The sequence below is a fragment of the Corynebacterium sp. MSK195 genome (assembly GCF_030228885.1).
In the GTDB taxonomy this organism is placed as follows: domain Bacteria; phylum Actinomycetota; class Actinomycetes; order Mycobacteriales; family Mycobacteriaceae; genus Corynebacterium.
Map to the genome: position 1 here is coordinate 50,358 of NZ_JASPGT010000002.1, position 25,415 is coordinate 75,772.

A 25,415-nucleotide genomic window follows, 5' to 3' on the forward strand; every position below is an offset into this window, starting at 1 on the left:
TTGCTAAGTTGCTAAACAGACAAATTATTTCAACTCCTACAAGAAGGGGATTCCCCATGCAGATCCGTCGCGTAGTGGCTGCTACCGCCGCCGTAACCATCGCTGCCACCAGCCTGGTGGCATGCTCTTCCGACTCCGATGACTCCAAGACCATCAAAGTCGGCACCACCGATGATGCAAAGAAGGCCTGGGTAGCGTTCGAGCAGGAAGCAAAGAACGCAGGCTATGACATCGATATCCAGCCTTTCGCGGATTACAACACCCCGAACCAGGCTCTGGACCAGGGCGAGCTGGATACCAATAACTTCCAGCACCTGAAGTTCTTGGCGGAGTATAACCACGGCAACGGCACCAACCTGGTGCCTATCGTGGCTACCGAGATCGTGCCGCTGGCACTGTTCTGGAAGGACCACGACTCCCTCGACGGCATCGAGGGCGAAAAGGTCGCCATCCCGAATGACTCCACCAACCAGGCTCGCGCCATCAACGTGCTGGTCCAGGCCGGCCTTCTCACCCTGAAGGACAAGGACAATCTGGAGCCCACCCCGCTAGACATTGATGAAGGGAAGTCCAAGGTCAAGGTCACCCCGGTAGATGCGGCACAGACCACGTCCGCACACGGCGAGGGCACCCCGGCGATTATCAATAACTCCTTCCTGGAGCGCGCCGGCATCGACCCAGCCACCGCCATCTTCCAGGACGACCCGAACTCTGAAGAGGCAGAGCCGTACATCAATGTCTTCGCCGTCCGCGAGGAAGACGCCGATAACGAGGACATCAAGAAGCTGGCCGAGCTATGGCACAGCGACGCCGTCCAGGAGGGCGTCGACGAAGACTCCGCCGGTACCTCCGTCGAGGTGGAGCGCAGCCAGGAGGATCTGCAGAAGATCCTAGATAAGCTCGAAGCAGATCTGGACTAATCACCCTTGCTTTTACCCCGCCGGAGCCCCCGGCGGGGTTTGGCACTTTCCTAGCTAAGGACGCAAACACGTGGCAGATTCCACCTACCGCGGCACCCGCATTGAGTTCCGCGAGATCACCAAGATCTTTAAGCAGAAAAAGGCGCGAATTAAGGCGCTCGACCATGTCTCTATGACCATCGAGCCTGGCGAAATCGTCGGCATCATTGGTTATTCCGGCGCCGGCAAGTCCACCCTCGTGCGGATGATCAACGGCCTGGACACCCCGTCCTCCGGCGAGCTGTTGCTCGACGAGACCAATATCGTTGGAATGTCCGAGAGGAAACTGCGCGGCATTCGCCGCAATATTGGCATGATCTTCCAGCAGTTCAACCTAATGAGCTCGCGCACCGCGGCCGGCAATATTGAATACCCGCTGCAGCTGCAGGGCGTCGGCAAGCAGGAGCGCGCCCAGCGCGTGCAAGAGCTGTTAGAGTTCGTCGGCCTGGGAGACAAGGGCAAGAGCTACCCGGAGCAGCTTTCCGGCGGCCAGAAGCAGCGCGTCGGCATTGCCCGTGCGCTGGCCACCAACCCTTCGCTGCTGCTTGCCGACGAAGCCACTTCCGCCCTCGACCCCACCACCACGCAGGAAGTCCTCGACCTACTGCGGCGGGTGAACAAGGAATTTGGCATTACCATCGTGGTCATTACCCACGAGATGGAAGTCGTACGCTCCATCGCCGATAAGGTCGCCGTGATGGAAAACGGCCGCGTAGTGGAACAAGGCAGCGTCTATGAGGTCTTCTCCAACCCGCAGACCTCCGTGGCCGCCAAGTTCGTGGCCACCTCGCTGCGCAACGAACCCGACGTTGTCGAAACCGACGACCTGCTTGCACACGAAGGCCGCCTGTTTACCATCAACCTCACCGAGGAATCTGGCTTCTTCACCGCCGCCGCTCGGCTCAAGGAAGCCGGCGTGTCCATCGCCGTCGTCCACGGCGGTATCACCACGCTGCAGCAGCATTCCTTTGGCAAGCTGACCGTGCGACTCAGCGGCGACAATAACGCCATCGAAGAGTTCTACCGCACGCTTTCTACCACCACCCAGATTGAGGAGATTGCACGATGACCGTCACCAACCTCGCCCAAGCCAACTGGGATCGTCTTGGCCCCTCGCTCGCCGACGCCATCGTCGACACCCTCATCATGGTCTCGACCACCCTCATCGTCTCCGGCATCCTTGGCCTTGGCCTAGGCATGCTGCTCTACACCACCCGCGCGGGCGGCATCCTGCAAAACCGGTTTGTCTACGTCATTGTTAACCTGCTGGTGAACTTCGTCCGCCCCATTCCGTTCATCATCTTGCTGGCCTTTGCCCAGCCGTTGACCGTCGCCGTAATGGGCGGTTCCATCGGCCGCGGACCGGCGACTTTCGTCATGGTCATCGCCGCGACCTTCTCCGTAGCCCGCGTGGTGGAGCAAAACCTCGTGGCCATCGATCCCGGTGTTATCGAGGCCGCCCGCTCCATGGGTGCCTCGCCGTGGAAGATCATTACCTCCGTGATCGTTCCGGAGGCCCTCGGCCCGCTGATTCTGGGCTACACCTTCCTGTTCATCGCCATTGTGGATATGTCCGCCATGGCCGGCTACGTCGGCGGCGGCGGCTTGGGCGACTTTGCCATCGTCTACGGCTACCGCGCCTTCGAGTGGGAAGTCACCGTCGTGGCCACGCTCATCATCATCGTTCTGGTGCAGGCCGCCCAGTTCTTTGGCAACTGGCTCTCCTCCAAGGTCATGCGCCGCTAGCCCCCGCTTGCCGACGCCGCCCCGCCCCGCGCAGCCTACCCCGCGACCGGCTCCACGCCGGTCGCCACGATGGCTTGGCCTTTCTTCGGCGCATCGCCGCACGAGGAGACCACGCCTTCTACCTCGCGCTCCTCGAGCGCCACGCGCCAGCGCCGGCCGTCAGCGTGGCTGACCTCGCCGCCGTCGGTGGCGGTGAGCTGGCCATAGGAGAGGTTCTCGCCGGCGTCGATAAGCGAGCGGGCCACCGCCAACTCCGCCACCTGGCCGCGCGGGCCGAAAATACCGCGCCCGCGATTTACCGGGTAGAAATACTTCCCCTTCGCCGCCGCCGCAATCATCTGCGCGGCGGCTTCTTTATTCATACGGCCAAAGGAATAGCCCCACGGCATGAGCATGACCGACGGCGCGAACCGGTGCCCCTTCGTGTGCGAGGTCTCCCACACCATATCTGGGTAATCCGCCACCAGCTCCGCGGCCAGCGGCCGCCCCTTGACCGCACAGCACGTATCGCGCTTCGCATGCGTGCACACCAGCACCAGCGGCGTATCCAAAGCGCCGCCCCCATTGCGGCCAGGCCCGGTCAGGTCCAGATCGAGGATCTTCTCCGGGCCCGTCAGCAGCACGAGTTCCATCACGCCCTGCTCGGCCCACACCAGGTAGCAGCGGTGCATCTTGCCCACCTGGCGGCCATCGCGGCCCGGCCGGCGAATAAGCTGCAGCCCCGCCATGCCCTTCAGCTTGGTCTTGAGCTGCGCTGTGAGCTCCGGCCCAAAGGTATCGCCGTCGAGCACGTCTCGCGACCATCCGCCCGGCCACTCGAAAAGCACATAGACGGATTCCTTCTTCGCCGTGCCTGGCAGCGGCTCTACCTGGATATCTGAACAGAACTCGGTCATATACCTAAGCCTAACCTTTCTGCTTTTCAGCTCACACCCTTGGCAACAATTCGGCCACGAAGTACCCCCTCAGCTATACAGTTCACGGCCGAAAATATAACCTAGGGGACATGTTGAAAGTCCGTCTCGCCGCAACGCTTCTCGTCGCTGCTTTTCTCAGCGGCTGCGCCGCCCACGAGACGGACCGCACCACCATGGCTGCGTCTGCGGATAACTCCCAGCTCAATCCGCTGGGCCAGGCCAATATGGAGATGAAAACCCTCCGGCCGCAGGCGCCCTCCGAGCTCACGGTGACCGACGTGCGCATCGGCCGGCACGAGGGTTTTGAGCGCGTCGTCTTCGAGCTCGACGGCGGCGGCGCTCCCGGCTGGTTCGTGGATTACGCCGATACACCCACACAGCAGGGTTCCGGCAAGACCATTGACCACTCCGGAGAGACCGCACTCAATGTCAATATCGACGGCGTGGTCTACCCCTTCGAAGCCGGCAAAGATGATCCCCGCATCGGCGTGGTGGATGCCCCTACGGAAGGAATTGTCACCCAAGTGGTCAATGGCGGCACCTACGAGGGCCGCTGCCAATTTGTCATCGGCATGACCTCTCGCAAGCCTTATTCCGTGCAGGTGCTCGATAACCCCACCCGTCTCGTGGTCGATATTCGCGATTAATAGGTCGCCTCAACCCGCCAGCGGCCGCCGGACCATACCAAGAGCCAGGCCCGCTGATGCTCTTCGTGCTCGGCTTGGCCCACCACCTGCAGGCGCGCTACGTGTTGCGGAGCATCGGTCCACCACTGCGTATCCACCGGCCAGGGGCCGGCCCAGCCCAGCACGCGGAAGCGATGCGCGCCCCAGCTCAAGGCCACGGGCACCCCGGACAGGAGGGCTTCGGCGGTAACGAAGACGGGGCGCTCGGCGGCGTCGATAAGCCGAATGCGCGCGGCTGGGTGGTTCGGCCCACCGCCCAGCCGCGCGGGCAGGGGCGCGGGAATGCGGCCGGGCCACTCGCCGTCCGGCGGTGCGTCACGCTGCTCGCCATAGGGCACGTACTCGATGCGCTCGGCCACCCCACGGCCGCCCACCGCCCGCGGCTGCAGCACACGATCCACCCCCAGCTGCGATTGCACACGGGTGATCACGCGTTTGACCTGCTCCTGCGAGCCTTCCCCACCCCAGAGGCCGGTGGCGGACGGGGCGGCAACCTCCACCGGCTCCAGCGCTAGGCGGTGAATGGCCGCGCCCTCACCAGTAGCGCGCGTGAGCCAGCCATCGAGCTGCCAGCGCACCCGGTCCGCGGTGGCCTGCTCCGTCAGCGCCTCCTGCGTGCGCCATACCCGCGCCAGCTCCTCACCGGTGCCAAACTCCGCCACCACGCGCAGCCGCAGGCATACCTTGCCGGCCTCCTCCAAGCGGGCATGCAGCCGGGCCGCGAGTTGGCGGGCTGCGAAGGCCGCCGCGTCCACGCGCTCGATGCGCTCTTCCATCTCCACCGCCAGATCCGGGCGCGCCAGCTCTGGGGCCACGCGCCTATCCGCACGGGCTTGGGCCAGTTCGTGCGCACGCCGGCCAGGCTCACCAAACCGGGTGGCTACCTGCTTAAACGGCAGCGCAGCCAAGTCACCCAGCCGCCGCACACCCAGCTTATCCAGCTGCGCGATAAACCCAGCCTCAAAGCCCAAGGCCTCATCGGCCGCCAGTACACCTATAGGCTGGGCGGCCAAAAACTCCCGCGAGCCGCCCTCCGGCACCACTGCGCCCACGCCACGGTGCCGGGCCGCGATGACGGCCGTGGCAATCTCATCGGCGACGCCGAGGGTGGAGTCGAAGCCGGCGTACGAAGAGGCGTCGACAAGCATCTCTAGTGCCTTCTCTCCGTGGTAGCGCAGCGCCGCGCCCGCATCCACAATCGCCAGGCCCGGGCGCAGCACCTCCACCGAGGTCGCCACCGCATCTAAGCCGGCCGCGACCTCCGCAAACGCCGCGCCATCCCGGTCCGGATTGGCCTCCACCACTGCCGCCTCGGGGCACAGCGCTTGGGCCTGGCGCAGGCGCATCCCCCGCCGCACGCCCGCCCGGCGCGCCTCCCTATCGCACACCGCCACCGCGTGGTTGCGCGCAATAACCATCGGCCCCTGCCCGCCGGCGGCCTGGATGGGCCAATCCGGAAACCAGACGGCCGCTACCCTCATACGGCCTCCAACCGGCGGCGCTGCCCCACCGTGAGCACCCCGCGCGAGGCACCCAGCTTCGAGGTCACCTCCACGTCCATGTCCACGCCGCGAATGCGCCCGCTGCCCTTGCCGACGCCCCGATAGGCACTCACCCGCGCCCCTATCCCCACCGCCGTGCCCGGCAGCCGGGTGCCGACCGTAAGCACCGCCGCGCGCCCGCTGCGCACCTTCGCCAGCACCGGCCGGGCCTTGGTGGGGCTCACCTCGCCGGGCGGCCCATGGTGGATGACAAGGTCCAATCCTTCCGCCAATACTCCCGTTACCATCCAGGATTCCAGGCCCGGATCCGGCACGGTTACCACGCGTTCGATAGCCCCCTCCTCGGCCACTTGTGCGAGTAGTAAATCCGGCCACCCCACCACTCCCACATGCCCACCACGGGCAGTGAGGTGACAGATAAGCTCCACAATAAGCGCTGGACAATTTGCACAGTGCACCACCCGCCGGCGCGCCAACCCACCTGCAGGAAGCAAGCGCGCCAGCCCGGGGAGCGTATCTACCAGCTCTTCTTCCGGACCACGCTCCATAGTGCGCATGCGAGTACGCAGCATCGCCACACGGTCCAACCTGCCCAGGCCGGCCACTGCTTTTTCTAGGCGAACGCTCGTTTGACTCACCCGAATAGTATGAACCCCCACCCGGACACATGCAAGTGTATGTTCGAATGGTAGCCTTAGCGGCATGAACTTCAACGCTGCCTACAGCGCGATGCGCGAGCACACCACCCCCATCCCTACTCCGCCATGGGTGCGCTTGGGCTCGTCCATCCTCATCGGTGCGGCCGTGGCACTCTTGGCTAGCCGCGCGCATATCTTTGCCGCACTGGTCGGGGCACTCGTATGCCTCGTGGCGGCCTTCGTTCTCGTCTTTGCCCACCCCTACCGCCGCGCGATGCGCGCTTATGCCGACAAGCGCAACGTCACTCTGGTTCCCACCATCGCACAGCTCGTGCCACTGATGATTCTGTGGCTTATGGTGATGCTCGCGCCCATCGTGGCCCTGCCCGCATGGGGCGCCGGGCTGGTGTGGCTAGTGGTCTTTGGGCTGAGCTTTTTCGTCTTCCCCCACGTGGATGGCACGCGCCGGCTCGCGTTTGCCTAATCTATACGACACTTTTCGGGGTTATCCACAGCTTTTCCGGCCCACGGCGAGTATGCGGGCCGGGTTATCCACAGAATCGGCCGTAGCGGTTGCGCCGGCCCTGCGCCGGTGTAGGTGCGCGCCGTAGCGTTGCAGGCATGAACGCACTCGAGACCTACCTCACCGCCTTGGGCCCTGGCATGGACATCATCGCCGGATGCCAAGGCATGTCCGGGTCCGAGCTCATGGACCGCGGCGCACCCGATGCCATCGCCGCCGATCTGCTTCTTTTGTGCGAAAGCTACTTCGGCCGCACCAAATTTACGCGCCTGCAGCACCGCGCTATTGCCGACGCCCGCCGCAACACCCACTCCATCGCCACCCTTGCCGCCCTAGAACGCATTGTTAACCGCGCGCCAAGCAAGAAGCAGGCCTGGCAGCTGCGCGCGGAATGCTGCGCGATGACCGGCTCGATGAGCCACATCCTTAAACACGCCCGACGGCGCCTGCGCGAGATGAAAGACGACACCGTAAGCCCAGGCGTGCGCACTTACCGACGCCCCAATGATTACTGGACGCTTGCCATCACCGGAACCTCTAGTTTCATCGCGGATCTCAACGCAGCGCTGGCCGCGACCGGAAAGCAATCGCTCGAGGCGGTAGAAAAGATCTTCTTTGACCAAGCTGCGGCCGCGCGGGCAGAAGTGGTGACCAATGCCATCGTGCCGTTAGACAAATTCATCCGCATCCGCGACGGCCGCGGCGATGATATCGAGCTCGATCTGACCAATGGCGCCACCATCACCGGCACCGAATATCTACGCCGCGTGCTCAACGACGTCGGCTTTGCTGGCGACAAAGAAACCGGCTACGTCACGCTCGTGCACCCCGAAGAAGGTCCAGTCAATCTCTACCGCACGGCGCGCGTGGCCAATGACAAGCAGCGCATTATGGCCGCTGCAGAAAATCCACGCTGCGCCTGGCCGGGCTGCAACCAGCCGGCCGACCTCTCCCAAGTCCACCACCTCAAGGCGTGGAGCAATGGCGGGGAAACGAATATGAAAAACCTGGTCATGTGCTGCGCTTATCATAATGGCGTCAACGACGATGACCCCAACGCCCCACCTCGGCGCGGCCGCCTCGAGCGGGTGGGCGGGCGCATTGTGTGGCGGCCACCGTTTACCCCGCGTGAGTAAACGCCGGCGCCAAAACGAGCGAAAGGCGCTCAGCACTAGACTGAGCGCCTTCTACGCATGCCGTTTTACTCCCACTCGATGGTTCCCGGTGGCTTGGAGGTGCAGTCCAAGACCACGCGGTTGACGTCCTTCACCTCGTTGGTGATGCGGGTAGAAATCTTCTCCAGCACCTCGTACGGCAAGCGAGTCCAGTCCGCGGTCATGGCGTCCTCCGAGGACACTGGGCGCAGCACGATCGGGTGGCCGTAAGTGCGGCCGTCGCCCTGCACGCCAACGGAGCGGACATCGGCCAGCAGTACTACCGGGCACTGCCAAATCTGGTCATCCAGGCCGGCATTGGTCAGCTCGGTGCGGGCAATGAGGTCTGCCTCGCGCAGGGTTTCCAAGCGCTCCTCGGTTACCTCACCGATGATGCGGATACCCAATCCCGGGCCTGGGAATGGCTGGCGGCTAACGATCTCTTCTGGCAAGCCTAGCTCGCGGCCGACGGCACGTACCTCGTCCTTAAACAGCAGGCGCAGCGGCTCAACCAGTTCGAACTCCACGTCATCTGGCAAACCGCCGACATTGTGGTGAGACTTAATATTCGCCGTGCCATCGCCGCCGCCAGACTCGACAACGTCCGGGTACAGGGTGCCCTGAACGAGGTAGTCGATGGTGGAGCCTGCGGGGGCGTCGTCAAGCACGCCTGCAACCGCGCGCTCAAAGGAACGGATAAACTCCGCACCGATGGCCTTACGCTTGGCTTCTGGGTCGCTAACGCCTGCCAGCTTTTCCAGGAAGGCAGCGCGCTCATCCGCAGTCACCAGCTTCGCGCCAGTGGAGGCGACAAAGTCCTTCTCCACCTGCTCGCGCTCGCCGGCACGCAGCAAGCCGTGGTCAACGAAGACACAGGTGAGGCGATCTCCAATGGCGCGCTGCACCAGTGCGGCCGCCACAGCGGAGTCCACACCGCCGGACAGGCCACAAATAGCGCGGCCTTCCTCGCCCACCTGTGCGCGGACATCCGCGATGAGCTGCTCGGCGATATTATCGGCCGTCCAATTCTGCTCTAGGCCAGCGATCTCGGTAAGGAAACGGGTAAGCACCTCTTGGCCGTGCGGCGAGTGGAGCACCTCAGGGTGGTACTGCACGCCGGCCATCTGCTTGGCTGGGCACTCCATAGCGGCAACGGGAGCACCGGCCGAAGTAGCAGTAACCTCAAAGCCTTCGGGAGCGGCAGATACGGCATCGCCGTGGGACATCCACACTTTGTGGGTAGCCTCCAGGCCTTCGTGAAGTACACCGCCCTTAACATTCATATCGGTACGGCCGTACTCACGCTCGCCGGTGGAAGAGACAGTGCCACCAAGCGCATGGTTCATGGCCTGGAAGCCGTAGCAAATGCCGAAAACCGGAATGCCGAGCTCAAGTAGCTCCGGCTTGAGGGCCGGGGCGCCATCGGCATATACGGAAGAAGGTCCACCCGACAAAATGAGAGCGGCTGGATCCTTTGCTTTAATTTCCTCTACAGAAGCGGAGTTGGGGACAACCTCGGAGTAAATCTTGGCCTCGCGCACGCGACGGGCAATAAGCTGCGCGTACTGAGCGCCAAAGTCCACAACGAGGACGGGGCGCGGGGTAGTATTTGGCTTAGTCACGCCCCATAGTCTAACCCACTAAACTGATAGCTTATGAAGCGCTTGACTATTGTGCTCGCCGCGGGGCTGTTGTTGTGCGGTTGTGACGCCACCCCAACTACGGCCGAGGTGGCGTCTGCGCTGGATGAACAAGGCCCGCAACAGGTGACGCTTCCGGCCGCGGAAGTCTTTGGAAGCGAGTGGGATGAGTGGGTTCCATTGTGCGGCACGCAGCAGGCAGAGCGCGTGGGGCATCCAGAAGTAGCGCAAAATTCGGTGGTTCTACGCGCGAGCGGCGAAGAAAAGGTTGTAGAGCTCAATCCCTCGGGAGTACGCGTGTGCCCAGTCCACAACTCAGGGCAATGGCGGCCAATGACGGGCAAGACTACGTGGAAGCGCGAAGGCGGCTGGCAATTGGTTTCCTAACCACTCTCCTACCTCGCCACCTAGCATCTGTTCAGCGGCGAAGGAAGCAATAGGGCAAAAGAAACGCGGCTGCGCCAAGAAGGCACAGCCGCGTCGGGGACTCTCGCGCGGATTAGTAGCGAACGGCGAGTTCGACCTTCTGGAAGGACTTCAGGTCGGTATAGCCGCACTTGGCCATGGAGCGGCGCAGCGCGCCGACGATATTGGTGCGGCCGAAAGGCTCACTGGAGGGGCCATGCAGCACGGTTTCCAGCGACGGGGCGGCAGACTCTTCTGCAGCCTCGGCCGGGGTACCGGTGGTGAGGAAATCGACGTCCAAGTCGGTATCGGCCCCGGAGAACTGGACGAAACCGCGTGGGAAACGCGGGTGGCCGGCCGTGGCGGGCCAGTACCAGCCCTTGCCGCCGGCCTCGCGGGCCTGGGCAAGCAGTGGGCCGAGAGCAACGCCGTCAGCGCCGCAGGCGAAAGCCTTGGCAATATTGCCGGAGTTTTCAAACTCGGTATCGGCGATGATGTGCACGTAGCGGCCGCCGGTCTCGTCGAGGTAGTCGCGGCGGGCTGCGGCGGCGTCGGCAATCGCGGTGCCCATGGCCGAGTCAATGCCGACGGTCTCGGCGTTGGTGGTCACGCCCGCGCCTACAATGACGCCGGCCGCGCCGGTGCGCATCAGGTGTAGCGCGGTGGTGTAGTCGGTGACTCCGCCGGCAATGACGGGAACGTCAAGGGAGCCAATGAACTCCTTGAGGTTCAGCGGCTCACCACCGGTAGCCACGTGCTCGGCCGAGACCAGGGTGCCCTGGATAAACAGCAACTCGGCACCGGCCGCGATGACCTTCGGGGCCATCTCGCGAGCATTTTGCGGAGAAACGCGCACAGCAACGGTAACTCCGGAGTCGCGGACTTGGGAGATGCGCTCGGTAAGGAGGGCGTCGTCAAGCGGGGCGGCGTGCAGCTCCTGGATGATGGAGTTATCGCCCGGCTGCGAGTAAATGCGGGCCAGGGCGCCCTCGAGGTCCTTGTGGCGACCCCACAGGCCCTCGGCATTGATGACGCCCAGGCCGCCTTGCTTGCCCATCTCGATGATGAACTCGGGGGTGGCGAGCGCATCGGTGGGGTGGGACACGAAGGGGATGTCGAAGGTATAGGCGTCGATGTGCCAGGTGGTGTCCACGTCCTTGGAGGAACGGGTGCGGCGCTGCGGCACGATGGATAGTTGCTCTAGATCGAAGGTGCGGCGGGCCTCGCGGCCGATGCCGATTTCGGCGTATTCACGCATGATATTCCTAGCGGTAGTTTGGTGCTTCTGCGATTTGCTGCAGGTGGTGCGGGTGGGATTCCTTTAGGCCCGCGGCGGTGATTTGGACGAAGCGCTTGGTCTTCAGCTCGGCCAGGGTGGCGGAGCCGGTATAGCCCATGGAAGCGCGCAGGCCGCCGATAATCTGGTGCACGATGGCATCGATATCGCCGCGGAAGGGCACGCGGCCCTCGACGCCTTCCGGAACCAGCTTGTCCTCGCTGCGCACATCGGCCTGGAAGTAGCGGTCCTTGGAGTAGGAGCGCTTCTCGCCGGAGAGTCCGCGGCCCTGCATGGCGCCCATGGAGCCCATGCCACGGTAGCGCTTGTACTGCTTGCCCTGGTAGACCACGATGTCGCCGGGGGCTTCGGTGGTACCGGCAAACATGGAGCCCAGCATGACGGTATCGGCGCCGGCCGCCAGGGCCTTGGCGACGTCGCCGGAGTACTGCATGCCACCATCGCCGATAACCGGCACACCGGCCGGTCCAGCTACTGCGGCGGCCTCCATCAGAGCCGTAATCTGCGGCGCGCCCACGCCGGCGACGACGCGGGTGGTGCAAATGGAGCCCGGGCCGATGCCGACCTTGATGGCGTCGGCACCGGCATCGATCATTGCCTGTGCGGCCTCGCGGGTGGCGAGGTTACCGCCGATGACATCGACCTTGGAACCGAAATCCTTTTGCACGCGGGAGACCATTTCCAGCACGCGGTTGTTGTGGGCGTGGGCGGAGTCGACGACGAGGGCGTCCACGCCGGCGTCGACAAGCGCGGCGGCGCGCTGGTAGGACTCTTCCCCGGTACCGATGCCGGCCGCAACCAACAGGCGGCCGGCCGAGTCCTTGGACGCGTTGGGGTACTGCTCGGTCTTGACAAAGTCCTTGACGGTAATCAGGCCGGTGAGCTTATTATCCGCATCGACGATGGGCAGCTTTTCCACCTTATTGGCCGAAAGCAGTTCGAGGGCTTCCTTCTTAGATACACCCTCGCGCGCAACGACGAGCGGCATGGCCGTCATGACCTCGCTGACCTTGCGGTCAAAGTCAGGCTCGAAGCGCATATCGCGATTGGTGCAAATGCCCAACAGGATGCCGTCCTCGTCTACCACCGGCAGGCCGGAGATACGGAAGCGGGCGCACAGCGCGTCTACTTCCCCGATGGTCATATCCGGGCGCGCAGTGATGGGGTCGGTGACCATGCCGGACTCAGAGCGCTTCACAATCTCTACCTGCTCGGCCTGGTCCTCGGTAGAAAGGTTGCGGTGCAGCACGCCGATGCCACCCTGGCGGGCCATGGCAATGGCCATGCGGGCCTCGGTCACGGTATCCATGGCGGCCGAGGCAAGCGGAACGCCGAGGCGGATATTGCGGGTAAATTGCGCGCCGGTATCGACCTCGGAGGGCACGATATTGGATTCGGCGGGCAAAAGGAGCACATCATCAAAGGTCAGGCCGCGCAGGGCTACCTTGTTCGGGTCATCTCCACCAGTATGAATACGGTTCTCGCTCATCGAGGTCTCTCCTTAACAGGTTTAGCGGCTAACCTAACTGTAGTGCGTTGCCGGCCGACGACACCATTTGGGCAGGGGGTAAATTGCCTCGGGAGGGTAAGTTCAATAGGCTCGCAGGCGTGAACTTCTTCGCCAATATGCCCCGCGATCCTTTCGCCGATGATCCGAATGACCCCGCCTCCTTCCTGGAGGAGGACGAGCAGGTCATGCCGCTTACCGACGACGACCGGATCGCCATCATCCACGACCTCGCGCTGGTGCAGAAATTCGCGTCCATCCTCGGCCCGCGTGGCATCGATGGCATCTTCTTCTTGTGCGAGGATTGCCAGGAGAACCACTTCTATGAGTGGGATATTATGGCCGCTAATATGCGCGCCACCCTCGAAGGCGAGCTAGCGCCGGTGCATGAGCCCGGCGCCGAGCCCGATCCCTCCCGCTACGTGCCTTGGGACTACGCCTTGGGTTATTTGGATGGCCTAGAGGGCCGCTAGCTTCTACTGCTGCTGGCCCAACTCGATGGTGGTCGTCGGCTCATCCTCAACGTTGGGATTGGGCTGCGGGTTTGGCTGCCCCTGTTCCGTGACCACCACGGTTTCGGTGGCGTACTGAGTTTCGGTCACGGTGGCCTGCTCCGGCTGCTGTTCCGGTTGCGAAGCTTCTTCCGCCACGGTTTCGGTGGCAGTCTCCGTCACGGTGTGCGGGGTGGGCTTCGGGTGCGCAGAGCGCTTTCGATCCGCCTCGCGGTTGGCGGCGATGGCCTTTTCTTCTTTGCCTTCGGCCTCATCCAGCTTGGCGCGGGCGTCCTTCATCAATTCGCGAGCGCCTTCAATATCGCCTTCGGCCGCGCGAGATTCCATCTCTTCCAGCGTGCCGGCCAGCTCTACATTGCGGGTCTTATCGCCCTTATCAAAGGTTCCGGCGTGCAGCATGGCTCCACCGGCGCCAGCGATGACTAGAGTTGCGGCCGCCGCACCGATAAGCCCATGTACGAACGGGCCGCCACGGCGGCGCTTGCGGGCCTGGCCTAGGTCGATGACCTCAGGCTCAGCATCGGCGCCTTCTACCAGCGGGGCTGGAGGCATCTGCTTGTCGACGTCCCCCTTTAACTCCAGCAGCAGCTCCGCCAGGTCATCCTGGCCGTCGGAAGGGTTAGTTCCCTTCGAAAGCTCGGTGAGGAATGCATCATCATCTACCAAGGGCTGGAGCTGGTCTGCTAGGCCGGCATTATCGCCGTGGTGCTTCGGTGCCATGATGGTGTCTCTCCCCCTTCCTTTCTATTAAGAGATATCTGCTGTAAGAGTCGGCCTCTAAGCCCTTAGCGCGCAGTTTCCTGGGCGGCTTGGAGGGCCTTTCGCAATTGAGCGAGTGCTCGGTGTTGCGCGACACGAACCGCACCTGGGGTGGAACCCACAATTTCCGCGGTCTCTTCTGCCGACAAACCGTTGAACACGCGCAGAATAACGATGTTTTTCGCCTTGTCACTTAACGTATCGAGCAAGGCGCGCATTCTGTTACTACCGTCGGCCTCCAATGCCCACTCTTCAGGGGTTGCGTCACGCGCGGAGTCTTCCGGAATTTCTTCGGTAGGGGTGGACTTATCGCGCCCCATGGCGCGGTGGGCATCGGTGACCTTGTTGAACGCAATGCCGTAGACATAGGCCATAAACGGGCGGCCCTTGTCCTCGTAGGAGCCAATAGAGGTGGCCACTGCCAGACAGATCTCTTGGGCTACATCCTCCGCGGTGGGTTGGCGGCCGCCGCCGATGCGGGCGCGGCAGTAGCGCAGCACCTGCGGGTGAATGATCCGCAGGACTTTTTGCAGCGCTCGACGGCTGCCGTCGACGGCATGCGGGACGAGATCCGCTAGCTCCTGTTCCTTATCACTCACGTATGCACCCTCTGACATGTTTTAAACCGGTAACTAACCATATTGGCACACGGGAAGTTTATGCAAAGGCGACGCGCGACCCCAGCGCCTGCACAACCCGAGCGGCAGAAAATTCATAAACCGTTAACCTTTGCCGTTTCCGCTGGTAGACCGTGGTGCAGGCGGGGTGAGCATGGGAAGAATACCTAAAAGTCAAAAATCGGTAACCCACCGTTTACCCACGCACGAAACACTACGTGAGGTTGCTTCCCGTAACGCTGCGGAAGCCACACTAGAATTCTCGCCCTTACAAAGGAGCTAAGTAACGTGTCTCAGCCTCATTTGCTTCCCGGTCCCACCGCTGACCTGTGGGATTGGCAGCTACAAGGCGCCTGCCGCGGAGAAAACTCGGACGTGTTTTATCACCCAGATGGCGAGCGCGGCCGCGCCCGCGCCCAGCGCGAGAACCGTGCCAAGGCCATCTGCAATTCCTGCCCGGTCATTGATCTGTGCCGCGAGCATGCCCTGCAATCCGCCGAGCCTTACGGCGTCTGGGGCGGAATGAGCGAATCCGAGCGCGTCGTTGCACTGCGCCAACGCCGCCGCGCCGCCGCGCCGGTCAACGCTTAAGGCAGAAGGTTAGGAGGAGACGAGGGCGTCGGCAAGAAAGCGCCCCGTCACTGAGTCTTGCTGCTCGGCTAAATCGGCCGGGGTGCCGCTAAAGACAAGCTGGCCGCCGGCCGAACCGGCGCCGGGCCCCAAGTCGATGGCGTGATCCGCATGCGCGAGAACGGCCAGATTGTGGTCGATGCAGACGACGGTATGTCCGGAGTCCACCAGCTCATCCAGCAGCGCCAGAATCCGCGCGGTATCCGCTGGGTGCAGGCCGGTGGTGGGCTCATCGAGGACCAGCACATCAGCGGTAGATTTCTTATCGCTCAGGTGCGCCGCAAGTTTGAGGCGCTGACGCTCGCCGCCGGACAAAGTAGATAGCGGCTGGCCTAGGGTGACATACCCCAGGCCGACGGTGCACAGAGTATCGCAGATTTTCGCCGCGGCCGGTGCCTTCGCATTCGGGACACATGCCGCCGGTGCGCTCGAAACGGCGCACCTCCTTGGTGCCGTTGACCTCGATGGCGCCCTGGCCGGAGGCGGAGGGCACATTAAAGGAGTAGGCCGCCGGGCCGCCGGCGCGCGGGGTGGCCATGCGCGAGTACAGCACGCGCAGCATGGCAGTGATACCGGTGGCGGTGCCAAAGGTGGAGCGAGAGGAGGCGGCCATGGGCTCTTAGCCCACCACGATGGCGGCCGTGAGATGCACTAGCTTATCGACGTCCGGCCGGGCCAACGACGGCATAAACCCCTGCACGAATCCGGGGTAGGTCTCGTTGATAAGCCGTTGGGACTCGGCTGCGATGGTGTCGAAGAACAGGGAGGACTTGCCGGAGCCGGATACACCGGTAAAGACGGTGAGCTGGCGCTAGGGGATGGACAGGGCGATATCGCGCAGGTTGTTTTCGCGCGCGCCGGTGACCTTGATGTATTCCACGGCCCTAGTCTAGGCACAACAAAACCCGCCGCGCGGGAAGCGGGCGGGCGTTGTTGGGAAGGTTTAGTGCTGGTGGCCGTGACCGGCGTCAGCAGGTTGCTCTTCCTGTGGCTTTTCCACCACGGAGGCCTCGGTGGTTAGAACCATACGGGCCACGGAGGTGGCATTGACCACGGCCGAGTGGGTGACCTTGACTGGGTCGATAATGCCGTTATCGATGAGGTTGCCGTACTCCAGGGTATTGGCGTTGAAGCCCTCACCGTTAGACATCTCGGCAACGCGGGAGACGACGACGGCGCCGTCGAGGCCAGCGTTTTCGGCGATCCAGTAAGCCGGGCGGGTCAGGGCGCGGGCGACGGCGAGAACGCCGACCTTAGCCTCGCCCTCGAAGCCCTCGGCGAAGGACTCGAGTTCCTTGGAAATCTGGACCAGCACGGAGCCGCCGCCAGCGATAACGCCCTCTTCGACGGCCGCGCGGGCCGCGTTGATGGCGTCTTCGACGCGCAGCTTGCGCTCGTTGACCTCGGTCTCGGTAGCCGCACCAACGCGGATGACGGCCACGCCGCCGGAGAGCTTAGCTAGACGCTCCTCGAGCTTTTCCTTATCCCAGGTGGAATCGGTGCGCTCGATGTCGCGGCGAATGTGCTCGCGGCGCTCCTCTACTGCTTCAGCGGTGCCGCCGCCATCGACGATGACGGTGTCATCCTTGGTGATGGTCACGCGGCGGGCAGAACCGAGCACGTCGAGGCCAGCCTCGTTGAGGTTGACGCCCACCTCTGGGTCGATGACGGTGGCGCCGGTAACGACGGCCAGGTCATCCATGAATCCCTTGCGGCGCTCGCCGAAGTACGGAGCCTTCACGGCCGCTACCTTGAGCACCTTGCGGATGGAGTTGACGACGAGCGCCTGCAGCGGCTCGCCCTCGACGTCCTCCGCAATGATGAGGGTCGGGCGGTTGGTCTCGGCAATCTTTTCCAGCAACGGCAGGAAGTCCGGCAGGGAGGAGATCTTGTTGCGGACGAGCAATACTGCGGCGTCATCCAGCACGGCGTGGTAGGTCTCTTCCTCCGTAGCGAAGTACGGGGAAAGGTAGCCCTTATCAAAGGAAATGCCCTCAGTGACATCGACGGCGGAGTCGATGGTCTGGGATTCCTCGACGGTGACAACGCCGTCCTTGCCCACCTTGTCCATGGCGCCGGCAACCATCTCGCCGACCTCCGGGTCACGGGAGGAGACGGTGGCTACCTGGGCGATTTCAGAGGAGGAGTTGACCGCGGTGGCGCGGGCCTTGAGCTCCTCGACGGCCTTTTCGGCCGCCGCCGCGATGCCGCGGTTGAGCTCGATGGGGTTGGCGCCGGCCGCTACGTTGCGCAGGCCCTCGAAGATCAGCGCCTGGGCCAGCAAGGTAGCGGTGGTGGTGCCGTCACCCGCGGTGTCATTGGTCTTGACCGCAACGGACTTGACCAGCTGCGCGCCGAGGTTCTCGAAGGGCTCCTCGATGTCAATATCGCGGGCGATGGTCACGCCGTCATTGGTGACGGTGGGGCCACCGAAGGCCTTGGACAGCACGACGTTGCGGCCGCGCGGGCCGAGGGTGACCTTGACGGCATCAGCCAGCGTATCGACGCCGCGCTGGATTCCCTCGCGGGCTTCTTGGTCGAATGCAATGAGCTTTGCCATTTTTGGGCCTACTTCTCGATGACGGCGAGCAGGTCACGGGAGGACAGCAGCAGGTACTCCTCGCCGTTGTACTTCAGCTCGGTGCCGCCGTACTTGGAAAAGACAACGGTATCGCCCTCGTTGACGCCTACCGGGGTGACCTCACCCTTGTCGTTGGTGCGGCCTGGGCCTACGGCAACGACGGTAGCTTCCTGCGGCTTTTCCTTGGCGGAATCTGGGATAACCAGGCCGGAAGCGGTGGTGGTTTCAGCTTCTACGATCTGTACGAGGACGCGGTCCTCGAGAGGCTTAATGTTTGCCATGATGTTTCCTCCGTAGTGTTCGTATGCGCGCCGGTATGGCGCGCGCGTGCCGGTTGTGGATGTCCAGCACAGCCGTCGTCGCGGGTGAACAACTGTGGGTCAAACAACCTGATTAGCACTCTACCCTCGTGACTGCTAACCCTCAACAATGACCCGGCCCACATTCCTACGCCCTCAGCGATCCCTACAGCGCTCTCGTTGCCCGGCGCGCACGAAGCCGGCCAGTGCCAGCTTGACGACGCCCAGGGCAATAAACATGGCACCAAAAATCACGGCAAAGGCCGACCACCACAGCTCCTCTACCAGCGTTCGGACGAAGGAAGCCTGCGGGGTGAGCAGGTGGTGGAGAGGCAGGAGCGTCGCCAAGCACAGCGCCCACACCACGCTGGCCGCAGTAAGGGTAAGGCAGGCCGCCTCCCCCACTTGCACGCGCGCCCAGGCCGAGGGGGTGGCGCCGGCTAGCGTGAGGCCGCGGATATCGGAGGCGATGCGCCCGCGCATCAGCAGTGAGGTAAGCACGGCGCCCACGATGCTAGGTGCAAAGACCGGCCCTAAAAGGGCGACAAAGACCTGCCACGAGGACAAGGTGCCGCCGGCGCCTGCGTCGTTCCCAAAGCGCAGGCCCGAGCCGACGGCGACGATAAAGCCGCCGAGGAGCACCCACGGCACGATGTGTGGGGTGGAAAAGTGCCGGCGTACGCGCACGTTGGCCCCAGCGATGCCGGCCGCGCGGGTCCATTGGTCGATACCGGGCATGAGCCAAGGTAAGAAGAGGGCGACGAGGATGACAAGCCCCATCTCGGCCGACAAGAGGTCACCCGGGTCATCGATGTGCAGGCACCCGTAGACCGTGCCGCCGATAGCCGCGGCCGCAAGCAGGAATTTCACCAGAAGCCACATCGGGTGTGCGGGAGTACGCGGCCGGAAAACGCGGCGCAGTGGAGGCAGCGCACCAACCAGGGCCGCGGACGTGCAGACGGCTACCGCAATGGCGGTGACCTGGCCGGTAATGGCGATATCCGGCATGGGGATGCCGTCGCTGCGCAGGGCACGCACGCACGGGTCAAGCAGAGGTCGGGCCGGCAGTACGCCGAGAAATCCGGCAGCCGCGCTGACCGCTGCGACGTGGCCCAGGATGAAAGAGAGAATCATCCAGCCGGGCATGCCCACCATGCGCCAGGAGCGGTAGACCGGCTCGCGCTCGGAGATGATAAGGCGCATCTGCGATAGCGTCACCAACACCACCACGCACAGGGCCATGCCGAGCACCGTGCCACCCAGCGGGCCGGCGGGGTTCTCTTTGGCCCCGGAGGAAGCCACCAGCATGGCCAGCGCCAGAGTGCACGAGGTGGAAGACACTACCAAGGTCAGCGCCACGGCCAGCCACGATAGCCAATTGGACTGTAGGTCCTTAAGCCACACCAACATGGGCCACCTCCTCTAAGGAGATGATCCGGTCGGCCGCCTCAGCGGCGAGGTGCGAGTGGGTCACCATGACCACGCTGGCGCCATCGCGGGCGGCGGCGCGCAGGTGGGAAAGGACGGTGGATGCGGTGGCGTCGTCAAGCGCGCCCGTGGGCTCGTCGGCGAAGATATAGGGCGCCTGGGCCAGCAGTGCCCGGGCGACGGCTACGCGTTGCTGCTGCCCGCCGGAAAGCTGCGCGGGCAGGCGGCGCTCCAACCCGCTAAGGCCAAGCGAGTCAAAGACCTCCGCCACCGTGCCGCGTGTAGGGCGCCGGCCGGAAAAGCGCGCGGTCAAGGTGGCATTGCGCTGCGCGTTGAGGGATTCCAGCAGGTTATAGTCCTGGAACACAAAGGCTCGCTGCTTGCGCCCCGGCGCATTGACTCGGCCGGAAGTGGGCTTATCTAGCCCGGATAACAGGTTCAGCAGCGTGGTTTTGCCGCTTCCTGAAGGTCCCATGATGGCGACGAATTCGCCTGGGGCGATGGACACATTGACGCGATTGAGCACGGTGTGGCGGCCGTAGCGCTTGCTGAGGTTATCTGCTTTTAACATGCCTTTGATTCCACTCGGCCGCGCAGAAGAAAGACATGGAGTGGGCCGCCCAGAAAATGGTAGAGCTAGCTCTACTGCCCCCACCGCGGCAGGGCGGCTAGGCTCATGGGTTATGCGAACCCTCAAAGCCTGCGCGTGGAGCCTCGTCCTCGGCGCGCTATTTATCCCGGCGTTGGTGGTTTCGGTACTGATGCTGCCGTGGATTCCGCTGGTGGGACGCGCCGCGGAATTTGTCGGCCGGTTGGGTGCGCAGTGGATGGGTGTACAGATCCCACCCCGGCGTGCGGGCCGTTGGTTTGATTGGCAGCAGTTTTATCACCTTATTGTGCAGCTATTGCTTTCGGCTGCCTGCTTTGCCGCGTGGACTGCCGTGGGTTTTACGGCGGGCGTGCTGGCAATTGCGCCGTTCGTGCCAAATGCCGAATTCTCCTTTGGCGAGTGGTCCACCACCAACCGGCCGCTCATTTTCTTCACCTGCTGGCTCACCGCGGCGCTGCTGGTGGCTTTATTGGTGGGACTTAACCGCCTCTTGGTCTTGGCATCGACCTCGCTGACTCGGCTGGCATTGAGTCCTTCGGCCGAGGAGTTGGCGGCCTCGCGTGCCACGCTTATCGATGCCTTTTCCGGCGAGCGCCGCCGCATCGAGCGCGAGCTGCACGATGGTCCGCAACAGTACCTCACTGCACTCAAGCTCAATTTGGCCGCGGCGAAATTGCAGGCCCCTCCCGAGGCGCAACCGGCCTTGGCCGATGCGGAACATAATGCCTCTTTGGCCCTCGCCTCCCTGCGGGCGACGGTGCGTGGCATTGCCCCGCAGGTGCTTTTCGACGCCGGATTAATCCCCGCCCTCGACGAACTCCTCGCCCACTCCGGGTTGGAGACCGAACTACACGTCGAAGGCGCCGAGCGCTCCGTGGATGAAACCACTGCCCTGCTGGCTTACCACGCGGTGGCCGAGGCGCTTACCAATGCTTCCAAGCATGGCGCGGCCACCCAGGCGACGGTAACGGTTGCTTTCGGGCAGATGCTGCGCCTAGACATCGTTGATAGTGGCACCGGGCCCGGACTCGGAGCTGACCTCGGCCACACGGCCAAGGAGCCAGCTGAGACGGGCACCGGTCTCGCCGGGCTGCGCGAGCGCGCCGCCGCACTGGGCGGCACGGTGAGCTTTACCGCGGCTCATGACGCTGCTGCGGGTGAGCGCGGTGGCCGGCTGCAGGTCGAATTGCCACTGAAGGAGGCCGAATGAAACTACTACTGGCGGAAGATTCCGCGCTGCTGCGCGCGGGGCTCGAGCAGCTACTGAGCGCTCTGGGGCATAGCGTTACGGTGACCACGGATGCCGAAGAACTGCGAGCTATTGCCGGGCAGGAAGATTTTGACCTGATTATCAGCGATGTGCGCATGCCACCGACCTTGACCGACGATGGCCTGCGCGCCGTGCATGACCTGCGTGCCGCAAATCCCACCCAGCCGGTGGTGGTGTTGAGCCAATACGTAGCGGCAAGCTACCTCGACCGTCTCTTAGAGCACGGCGGATTCGGGTACCTGCTTAAGGAACGGGTTTCTGATGTGGAAGAATTCGTGCGCACGCTAGACGAGGTCGCGCGCGGCGGCACCGTGGTGGACCCAGAGGTCGTAACTGCGCTGCTGTCGGCGCGGCGTACTGGTTTAGCCCAGCTCACCGCCCGCGAGCGGGAGGTGCTGGGGCTTATGGCCCAAGGATTGAGCAATAAAGAAATTGAAGACACGCTCGTTCTTACCGCAGGAGCAGTAAGCAAGCATGTATCCAATGTGTTTATGAAGCTCGGGTTTCGGCCCGAGGATTCCAACCGGCGGGTCAAGGCCGTATTAGCGTGGCTGCGCCATACAGAGCGCTAGCCAGTGGGCGACGCTAGTTACTTCTTCGAGCTGAGCCCACCGAAAATATCGCTGGAGCTCAGGGAGCTGCCGCCCTCCGGATCCTTAGGCACCGCTGGGGTGTTTGGGTCGGTGGAGTCTGTGGGGTCGGTAGCGTCGTCGGCAGGCGCAGCGCCGCGATCCTTCTTCTTGAGGGAAACCTTGTCCACCACCGTGTTATCGCCTTCGTTGAAGGTGGTGAAGGTGAGCATGTCATCGGAGACGTCCACTCGCATGTAGTCCTCGGTGTAGTCCTGGCGCCACATGGCGGTGGACTCGTGGGCAAGCTTTGGATCGATGGTCTCCATGCGCGCGCCCTTGTGCTTCTTATTGTTGACGTCGGTGAAGTCGTAGTACTTGCCGCCGCCCGCGGTGGTGGTGGTCAGGTACAGCGCCTCGCCCTCCTTGGGCTCGAGAACATCGCCGCGCTGCGGCTTTTCTTCCGGCAGGACCGGCTTATTGTTCTTCATCAGGTGGCTGCGGGTGTAGATGTGATCATGGCCGGAGAGCACGGCATCGACATTGAGTTCAGAAAGCACCGGGGTGAGCTTCTCGCGCAGGTTGGTGACGTCCTTATCAAAGTGATGCGAGCCCTGGGAGTATGGGCCGTGGTGCATACCAACGACGATCCAGTCATTATCCGCGCCGCGGGATTCGATGGCCTCGCGCAGGAAGTGCTCGTGGCGGGCGATATCGGCGTCGGAAGAAGCATTGGAGTCTAGGCCGATGAAGAGCACGTTATTGCGTTCGAAGTAGTGGTCACGGATATCGTCTGCTTGGTGCGGGTTGGAGAAGTGCTCATCATGATGCTTCATGGTGAGGTTATAGGTCTCGTGGTTGCCCGGGACCGTGTTGGTGGGGATATGGCGGATCTCCGGGGCGGAGAAGTACGCATCATACTGCGGTACCTGCGCACCCCAGCCCTCCACCTGGTCACCCAGGGACCAGATCATGCTGGCATTCGGCACGTGGGAGGCCGCGTGGCCGATGGTCTTGCGCCACTGTTCGGCTTGGTCATCTACCTTGAGGTCCACGCCGATCTGCGGGTCGGCGACGGTAAGGAAGGACCAGTCATCGCCGTTGGAGCCGGTGTTAAAAGTCTCTGGCTCGGACCAGCCGCCTTCCTCGGAGCCAACGCGGTAGGAGTACTCGGTATCCGGCTGCAGGTCGGTGGCGGTGGCGAACTGGGACTTGTACAGCAAGGCGCCAAAGTCGCGCTCGTCGGCGTGGAAGGTGGTGGTGCCTTCTGGGCCGGTAACCTCGAGGACCTCGTCTGCCTTGGACTTGGTGCGCCAGGTGACCATGACCTGGGATTCATCCTCGCCCGGCTGCAAGATGGTGCGGTATATGGGCGCATCAGCTGCCAGCGCCGGGCTGGCAGGCACGAGGGCGAGGGCACCACCCACGGCGAGGGCGGTGGCGAAGGAGGCGACGAAGCGCGATGAACGGAGCATACAGTTTTCACCTTTGGAGTCTTAGAAGAAGCGGTTCGGCTCCCTAGAACACCATAAGAATGTGAACACTGTATTACGAGCGCGCGAAAAGCGCTTGAACCCTACCTGTGAGGGGCTGGGACTTAAAGGCTCTTATCGGAGTTGATAACGGCCGCGCGCCAGAGGGTGTATTCCTCCGGGTTATCTTCGCGGTAGTTCTTCACTGCACGAATGCCCTGCTCCACGGACTCGATAACGGCATCGATGGTGGTGTCTTCGCCCTCGGCGTCAACGAAAATGACGGGACCGCAGATGGAGCGGATGGGGTCCTGCAGGAAGGCGGCGTTGCCGGTGGCAGCCGCGTTGCGCGCCAGGGAGGCTACCGGATTCGGCTCGGCACCTTCGGCCTTGGCTTCGGGATTGTAGAGCGCGGCGTAGGTGGTGCCATCTTCTTGGAATACAACGGATACGCGGTCCTCGGTGGTGCCGCCCAGGAACTGGTTGGCGTGCTCCAGCTCAAATTCAAGCTTGCGGCGGGTGAGATCAGGGTTGACAAGGAAACCGACGGTCATGAGAGAAAGCTCCTTCAGAAAGCCAAGAGGGCATGAACGCTCCTTAGCGTACCGGCCCCCTGCCCCGCCTGCAGCGCGAGCGAGAAGAACTTTAGGTTAACTGCGGCTCTTCCACATCCAGCTGGGTATCGGTGCCTACGCCGAGGCCAGAGGGCTGGGCGCCTTCGTGGATGAGTTGCGCGCCGATGGCCGCGATCATCACGCCGTTATCGGTGCACAGCGAAAAGCGCGGCACGCGCAGTTCCACCCCGGCGGCGGCGCAGCGCTCGGCGGCCAGCTCGCGCAGGCGGGAATTAGCGGCCACGCCGCCTCCCAGTAGTAACACCCGGGCGCCGGTGTCCTCGCAGGCACGCACGGCCTTGGCAGTCAGGACATCTGCCACGGCTTCTTGAAAGCTGGCGCAGACATTTTCCACGCTGATGGTCTCCCCTGCCTTTTCAGCGCGCTCCACATAGCGGGCCACGGAAGTCTTGAGTCCGGAGAAGGAGAAGTCGTGGCGGTGCGGGCCGCGCAGGTCCTCGGCGCGGGACATGCCGCGCGGGAAATCGATGGTGGCTTCGCCGCGGGCGGCGAGCTTATCAATCACTGGGCCACCGGGGTAGCCCAAACCAAGGAGACGGGAAACTTTGTCGTAGGCTTCACCGGCGGCGTCATCAAGCGTAGAGCCCAACTCGCGCATGGGCTTGCCGACGGCCTCTACTTCCAACAGCTGCGTATGCCCGCCCGAGACCAGAAGGGCCACCGAGTGCGGCAGCTCTTCGCCTTCCAGGTTGGCCACGGCAACATGGCCGCCCAGGTGGTTAACGCCGTAGAAGGGCACGCCCCAAGCCGCGGCATAGGCCTTGGCGGCCGAGGCTCCCACCAGCAAGGCACCGGCCAGGCCCGGCCCCACGGTAGCGGCGATGGCATCCGGCTTTTCGATGCCCGCCTCATTCAACGCCGCCTGCATGACCTGCGGCATGGCCTCAAGGTGTGCGCGGGAGGCGATTTCCGGGACGACGCCACCGAAACGCGCATGCTGCTCCATGGAGGAAGCAACGGCGTTAGCGATGATGTCCATGCGGCCGTCCTCGCGAAGCTCGACGATACCCACTCCGGTTTCATCGCAGGAGGACTCGATGCCCATGATCTTCATGACTG

The 25,415-nt window shown here is 63.4% G+C and carries 27 protein-coding genes and 1 pseudogene; 11 read left to right on the forward strand and 17 right to left on the reverse strand.

The annotated features are described in order from the left end of the window. Window positions 1-56 precede the first annotated feature (56 nt). The 3 genes from QP909_RS02055 (at window position 57) to QP909_RS02065 (ending at window position 2,705) form a co-directional block, all read left to right on the forward strand. A complete protein-coding gene (locus QP909_RS02055) occupies window positions 57-920 on the forward strand; it encodes a MetQ/NlpA family ABC transporter substrate-binding protein (protein ID WP_239192935.1) in 864 nt (287 codons plus the stop codon). A gap of 70 nt (window positions 921-990) precedes the next feature. Then, a complete protein-coding gene (locus tag QP909_RS02060) occupies window positions 991-2,028 on the forward strand; it encodes a methionine ABC transporter ATP-binding protein (RefSeq protein WP_284765967.1) in 1,038 nt (345 codons plus the stop codon). Continuing rightward, complete coding sequence (locus QP909_RS02065; protein WP_284765968.1) at window positions 2,025-2,705, forward strand: methionine ABC transporter permease; 681 nt, start codon at window positions 2,025-2,027, stop codon at window positions 2,703-2,705. Before QP909_RS02060 ends, QP909_RS02065 begins: the two co-directional genes overlap by 4 nt. Window positions 2,706-2,740: 35 nt before the next feature. On the opposite strand, the gene QP909_RS02070 is transcribed toward QP909_RS02065, so the two are convergent. Then, window positions 2,741-3,601 (reverse strand): sucrase ferredoxin, encoded by an 861-nt coding sequence (locus QP909_RS02070; RefSeq protein WP_284765969.1) that lies wholly within the window; start codon window positions 3,599-3,601, stop codon window positions 2,741-2,743. A gap of 110 nt (window positions 3,602-3,711) precedes the next feature. Between QP909_RS02070 and QP909_RS02075 the strand changes: the two genes are divergently transcribed. Beyond that, a complete protein-coding gene (locus QP909_RS02075) occupies window positions 3,712-4,269 on the forward strand; it encodes an AMIN-like domain-containing (lipo)protein (protein ID WP_284765970.1) in 558 nt (185 codons plus the stop codon). On the opposite strand, the gene QP909_RS02080 is transcribed toward QP909_RS02075, so the two are convergent. Beyond that, window positions 4,266-5,789, reverse strand: coding sequence for a Y-family DNA polymerase (locus QP909_RS02080; protein WP_284765971.1), 1,524 nt, complete (start codon window positions 5,787-5,789; stop codon window positions 4,266-4,268). The genes QP909_RS02075 and QP909_RS02080 overlap by 4 nt on opposite strands. Next, window positions 5,786-6,448 carry a DnaE2-dependent mutagenesis accessory factor ImuA' gene (imuA', locus tag QP909_RS02085; protein WP_502868555.1) on the reverse strand — a complete coding sequence of 221 codons (663 nt, stop codon included), beginning with the start codon at window positions 6,446-6,448 and terminating at the stop codon, window positions 5,786-5,788. Before imuA' ends, QP909_RS02080 begins: the two co-directional genes overlap by 4 nt. A gap of 64 nt (window positions 6,449-6,512) precedes the next feature. Between imuA' and QP909_RS02090 the strand changes: the two genes are divergently transcribed. Both QP909_RS02090 and QP909_RS02095 read left to right on the forward strand, forming a co-directional pair. Beyond that, on the forward strand, window positions 6,513-6,932 hold the full coding sequence (locus tag QP909_RS02090) for a hypothetical protein (protein WP_284765972.1): 420 nt from the start codon (window positions 6,513-6,515) through the stop codon (window positions 6,930-6,932). A 137-nt stretch (window positions 6,933-7,069) separates the two neighbouring features. Then, window positions 7,070-8,107: an HNH endonuclease signature motif containing protein gene (locus QP909_RS02095; RefSeq protein ID WP_284765973.1), complete on the forward strand. Its 1,038-nt coding sequence runs from the start codon at window positions 7,070-7,072 to the stop codon at window positions 8,105-8,107. 65 nt (window positions 8,108-8,172) lie between these two features. On the opposite strand, the gene guaA is transcribed toward QP909_RS02095, so the two are convergent. Further along, a complete protein-coding gene (gene guaA / locus QP909_RS02100; protein ID WP_284765974.1) occupies window positions 8,173-9,747 on the reverse strand; it encodes a glutamine-hydrolyzing GMP synthase in 1,575 nt (524 codons plus the stop codon). 33 nt (window positions 9,748-9,780) lie between these two features. Between guaA and QP909_RS02105 the strand changes: the two genes are divergently transcribed. Next, complete coding sequence (locus QP909_RS02105) at window positions 9,781-10,152, forward strand: hypothetical protein (RefSeq protein WP_284765975.1); 372 nt, start codon at window positions 9,781-9,783, stop codon at window positions 10,150-10,152. 112 nt (window positions 10,153-10,264) lie between these two features. Here QP909_RS02105 and QP909_RS02110 read toward each other — a convergent pair whose 3' ends face one another. Both QP909_RS02110 and guaB read right to left on the reverse strand, forming a co-directional pair. After that, window positions 10,265-11,428, reverse strand: coding sequence for a GuaB3 family IMP dehydrogenase-related protein (locus QP909_RS02110; protein ID WP_284765976.1), 1,164 nt, complete (start codon window positions 11,426-11,428; stop codon window positions 10,265-10,267). A gap of 7 nt (window positions 11,429-11,435) precedes the next feature. After that, window positions 11,436-12,956, reverse strand: a complete 1,521-nt coding sequence (gene guaB / locus QP909_RS02115; protein WP_284765977.1) for an IMP dehydrogenase — start codon at window positions 12,954-12,956, stop codon at window positions 11,436-11,438. Window positions 12,957-13,075: 119 nt separating this feature from the next. Between guaB and QP909_RS02120 the strand changes: the two genes are divergently transcribed. After that, window positions 13,076-13,447 (forward strand): DUF5319 domain-containing protein, encoded by a 372-nt coding sequence (locus tag QP909_RS02120; protein WP_005326826.1) that lies wholly within the window; start codon window positions 13,076-13,078, stop codon window positions 13,445-13,447. 3 nt (window positions 13,448-13,450) lie between these two features. On the opposite strand, the gene QP909_RS02125 is transcribed toward QP909_RS02120, so the two are convergent. Both QP909_RS02125 and QP909_RS02130 read right to left on the reverse strand, forming a co-directional pair. Then, window positions 13,451-14,206, reverse strand: a complete 756-nt coding sequence (locus tag QP909_RS02125; protein ID WP_284765978.1) for a hypothetical protein — start codon at window positions 14,204-14,206, stop codon at window positions 13,451-13,453. 65 nt (window positions 14,207-14,271) lie between these two features. Next, window positions 14,272-14,844 (reverse strand): sigma-70 family RNA polymerase sigma factor, encoded by a 573-nt coding sequence (locus QP909_RS02130; protein WP_239278076.1) that lies wholly within the window; start codon window positions 14,842-14,844, stop codon window positions 14,272-14,274. 306 nt (window positions 14,845-15,150) lie between these two features. Between QP909_RS02130 and QP909_RS02135 the strand changes: the two genes are divergently transcribed. Next, complete coding sequence (locus QP909_RS02135; RefSeq protein ID WP_005326832.1) at window positions 15,151-15,453, forward strand: WhiB family transcriptional regulator; 303 nt, start codon at window positions 15,151-15,153, stop codon at window positions 15,451-15,453. A gap of 9 nt (window positions 15,454-15,462) precedes the next feature. On the opposite strand, the gene QP909_RS11875 is transcribed toward QP909_RS02135, so the two are convergent. The 6 genes and pseudogenes from QP909_RS11875 to QP909_RS02160 form a co-directional block, all read right to left on the reverse strand. Then, a complete protein-coding gene (locus tag QP909_RS11875; RefSeq protein WP_350309214.1) occupies window positions 15,463-15,870 on the reverse strand; it encodes an AAA family ATPase in 408 nt (135 codons plus the stop codon). Further along, window positions 15,866-16,372, reverse strand: a pseudogene (locus tag QP909_RS11910) (P-loop NTPase family protein); the annotation flags it as partial. The pseudogene QP909_RS11910 and the gene QP909_RS11875, both read right to left, overlap by 5 nt. A 63-nt stretch (window positions 16,373-16,435) precedes the next feature. Beyond that, window positions 16,436-18,052, reverse strand: a complete 1,617-nt coding sequence (gene groL, locus QP909_RS02145; RefSeq protein ID WP_284765979.1) for a chaperonin GroEL — start codon at window positions 18,050-18,052, stop codon at window positions 16,436-16,438. Window positions 18,053-18,060: 8 nt separating this feature from the next. Further along, window positions 18,061-18,354 carry a co-chaperone GroES gene (gene groES, locus QP909_RS02150; protein ID WP_005322702.1) on the reverse strand — a complete coding sequence of 98 codons (294 nt, stop codon included), beginning with the start codon at window positions 18,352-18,354 and terminating at the stop codon, window positions 18,061-18,063. A gap of 174 nt (window positions 18,355-18,528) precedes the next feature. Then, window positions 18,529-19,782 carry an FtsX-like permease family protein gene (locus tag QP909_RS02155; protein ID WP_284765980.1) on the reverse strand — a complete coding sequence of 418 codons (1,254 nt, stop codon included), beginning with the start codon at window positions 19,780-19,782 and terminating at the stop codon, window positions 18,529-18,531. Further along, a complete protein-coding gene (locus QP909_RS02160; RefSeq protein ID WP_284765981.1) occupies window positions 19,766-20,371 on the reverse strand; it encodes an ABC transporter ATP-binding protein in 606 nt (201 codons plus the stop codon). The genes QP909_RS02155 and QP909_RS02160 overlap by 17 nt, the downstream gene beginning before the upstream one ends. 112 nt (window positions 20,372-20,483) lie before the next feature. Between QP909_RS02160 and QP909_RS02165 the strand changes: the two genes are divergently transcribed. Together QP909_RS02165 and QP909_RS02170 are read left to right on the forward strand one after the other, a co-directional pair. Further along, on the forward strand, window positions 20,484-21,620 hold the full coding sequence (locus tag QP909_RS02165; protein ID WP_284765982.1) for a sensor histidine kinase: 1,137 nt from the start codon (window positions 20,484-20,486) through the stop codon (window positions 21,618-21,620). Continuing rightward, window positions 21,617-22,252 (forward strand): response regulator, encoded by a 636-nt coding sequence (locus QP909_RS02170; protein ID WP_284765983.1) that lies wholly within the window; start codon window positions 21,617-21,619, stop codon window positions 22,250-22,252. The genes QP909_RS02165 and QP909_RS02170 overlap by 4 nt, the downstream gene beginning before the upstream one ends. 17 nt (window positions 22,253-22,269) lie before the next feature. On the opposite strand, the gene QP909_RS02175 is transcribed toward QP909_RS02170, so the two are convergent. The 3 genes from QP909_RS02175 to tsaD all read right to left on the reverse strand — a co-directional run bounded on the left by QP909_RS02175 (window position 22,270) and on the right by tsaD (window position 25,410). Further along, complete coding sequence (locus QP909_RS02175) at window positions 22,270-23,724, reverse strand: purple acid phosphatase family protein (protein ID WP_284765984.1); 1,455 nt, start codon at window positions 23,722-23,724, stop codon at window positions 22,270-22,272. 122 nt (window positions 23,725-23,846) lie between these two features. Further along, a complete protein-coding gene (locus tag QP909_RS02180) occupies window positions 23,847-24,275 on the reverse strand; it encodes a hypothetical protein (protein ID WP_005322709.1) in 429 nt (142 codons plus the stop codon). 91 nt (window positions 24,276-24,366) lie between these two features. Further along, window positions 24,367-25,410: a tRNA (adenosine(37)-N6)-threonylcarbamoyltransferase complex transferase subunit TsaD gene (gene tsaD, locus QP909_RS02185; RefSeq protein ID WP_239278084.1), complete on the reverse strand. Its 1,044-nt coding sequence runs from the start codon at window positions 25,408-25,410 to the stop codon at window positions 24,367-24,369. Window positions 25,411-25,415 lie beyond the last annotated feature (5 nt).

Excerpts from the sequence above, each read along its gene's own strand:
- QP909_RS02055 (WP_239192935.1), top strand. The coding sequence starts at position 57 with ATGCAGATCCGTCGCGTAGTGGCTGCTACCGCCGCCGTAACCATCGCT.
- QP909_RS02065 (WP_284765968.1), top strand. The coding sequence starts at position 2,025 with ATGACCGTCACCAACCTCGCCCAAGCCAACTGGGATCGTCTTGGCCCC.
- QP909_RS02070 (WP_284765969.1), bottom strand. The coding sequence starts at position 3,601 with ATGACCGAGTTCTGTTCAGATATCCAGGTAGAGCCGCTGCCAGGCACG.
- QP909_RS02075 (WP_284765970.1), top strand. The coding sequence starts at position 3,712 with ATGTTGAAAGTCCGTCTCGCCGCAACGCTTCTCGTCGCTGCTTTTCTC.
- QP909_RS02080 (WP_284765971.1), bottom strand. The coding sequence starts at position 5,789 with ATGAGGGTAGCGGCCGTCTGGTTTCCGGATTGGCCCATCCAGGCCGCC.
- QP909_RS02090 (WP_284765972.1), top strand. The coding sequence starts at position 6,513 with ATGAACTTCAACGCTGCCTACAGCGCGATGCGCGAGCACACCACCCCC.
- QP909_RS02095 (WP_284765973.1), top strand. The coding sequence starts at position 7,070 with ATGAACGCACTCGAGACCTACCTCACCGCCTTGGGCCCTGGCATGGAC.
- QP909_RS02105 (WP_284765975.1), top strand. The coding sequence starts at position 9,781 with ATGAAGCGCTTGACTATTGTGCTCGCCGCGGGGCTGTTGTTGTGCGGT.
- QP909_RS02110 (WP_284765976.1), bottom strand. The coding sequence starts at position 11,428 with ATGCGTGAATACGCCGAAATCGGCATCGGCCGCGAGGCCCGCCGCACC.
- guaB (WP_284765977.1), bottom strand. The coding sequence starts at position 12,956 with ATGAGCGAGAACCGTATTCATACTGGTGGAGATGACCCGAACAAGGTA.
- QP909_RS02125 (WP_284765978.1), bottom strand. The coding sequence starts at position 14,206 with ATGGCACCGAAGCACCACGGCGATAATGCCGGCCTAGCAGACCAGCTC.
- groL (WP_284765979.1), bottom strand. The coding sequence starts at position 18,052 with ATGGCAAAGCTCATTGCATTCGACCAAGAAGCCCGCGAGGGAATCCAG.
- groES (WP_005322702.1), bottom strand. The coding sequence starts at position 18,354 with ATGGCAAACATTAAGCCTCTCGAGGACCGCGTCCTCGTACAGATCGTA.
- QP909_RS02155 (WP_284765980.1), bottom strand. The coding sequence starts at position 19,782 with ATGTTGGTGTGGCTTAAGGACCTACAGTCCAATTGGCTATCGTGGCTG.
- QP909_RS02160 (WP_284765981.1), bottom strand. The coding sequence starts at position 20,371 with ATGTTAAAAGCAGATAACCTCAGCAAGCGCTACGGCCGCCACACCGTG.
- QP909_RS02165 (WP_284765982.1), top strand. The coding sequence starts at position 20,484 with ATGCGAACCCTCAAAGCCTGCGCGTGGAGCCTCGTCCTCGGCGCGCTA.
- QP909_RS02170 (WP_284765983.1), top strand. The coding sequence starts at position 21,617 with ATGAAACTACTACTGGCGGAAGATTCCGCGCTGCTGCGCGCGGGGCTC.
- QP909_RS02175 (WP_284765984.1), bottom strand. The coding sequence starts at position 23,724 with ATGCTCCGTTCATCGCGCTTCGTCGCCTCCTTCGCCACCGCCCTCGCC.
- QP909_RS02180 (WP_005322709.1), bottom strand. The coding sequence starts at position 24,275 with ATGACCGTCGGTTTCCTTGTCAACCCTGATCTCACCCGCCGCAAGCTT.
- tsaD (WP_239278084.1), bottom strand. The coding sequence starts at position 25,410 with ATGAAGATCATGGGCATCGAGTCCTCCTGCGATGAAACCGGAGTGGGT.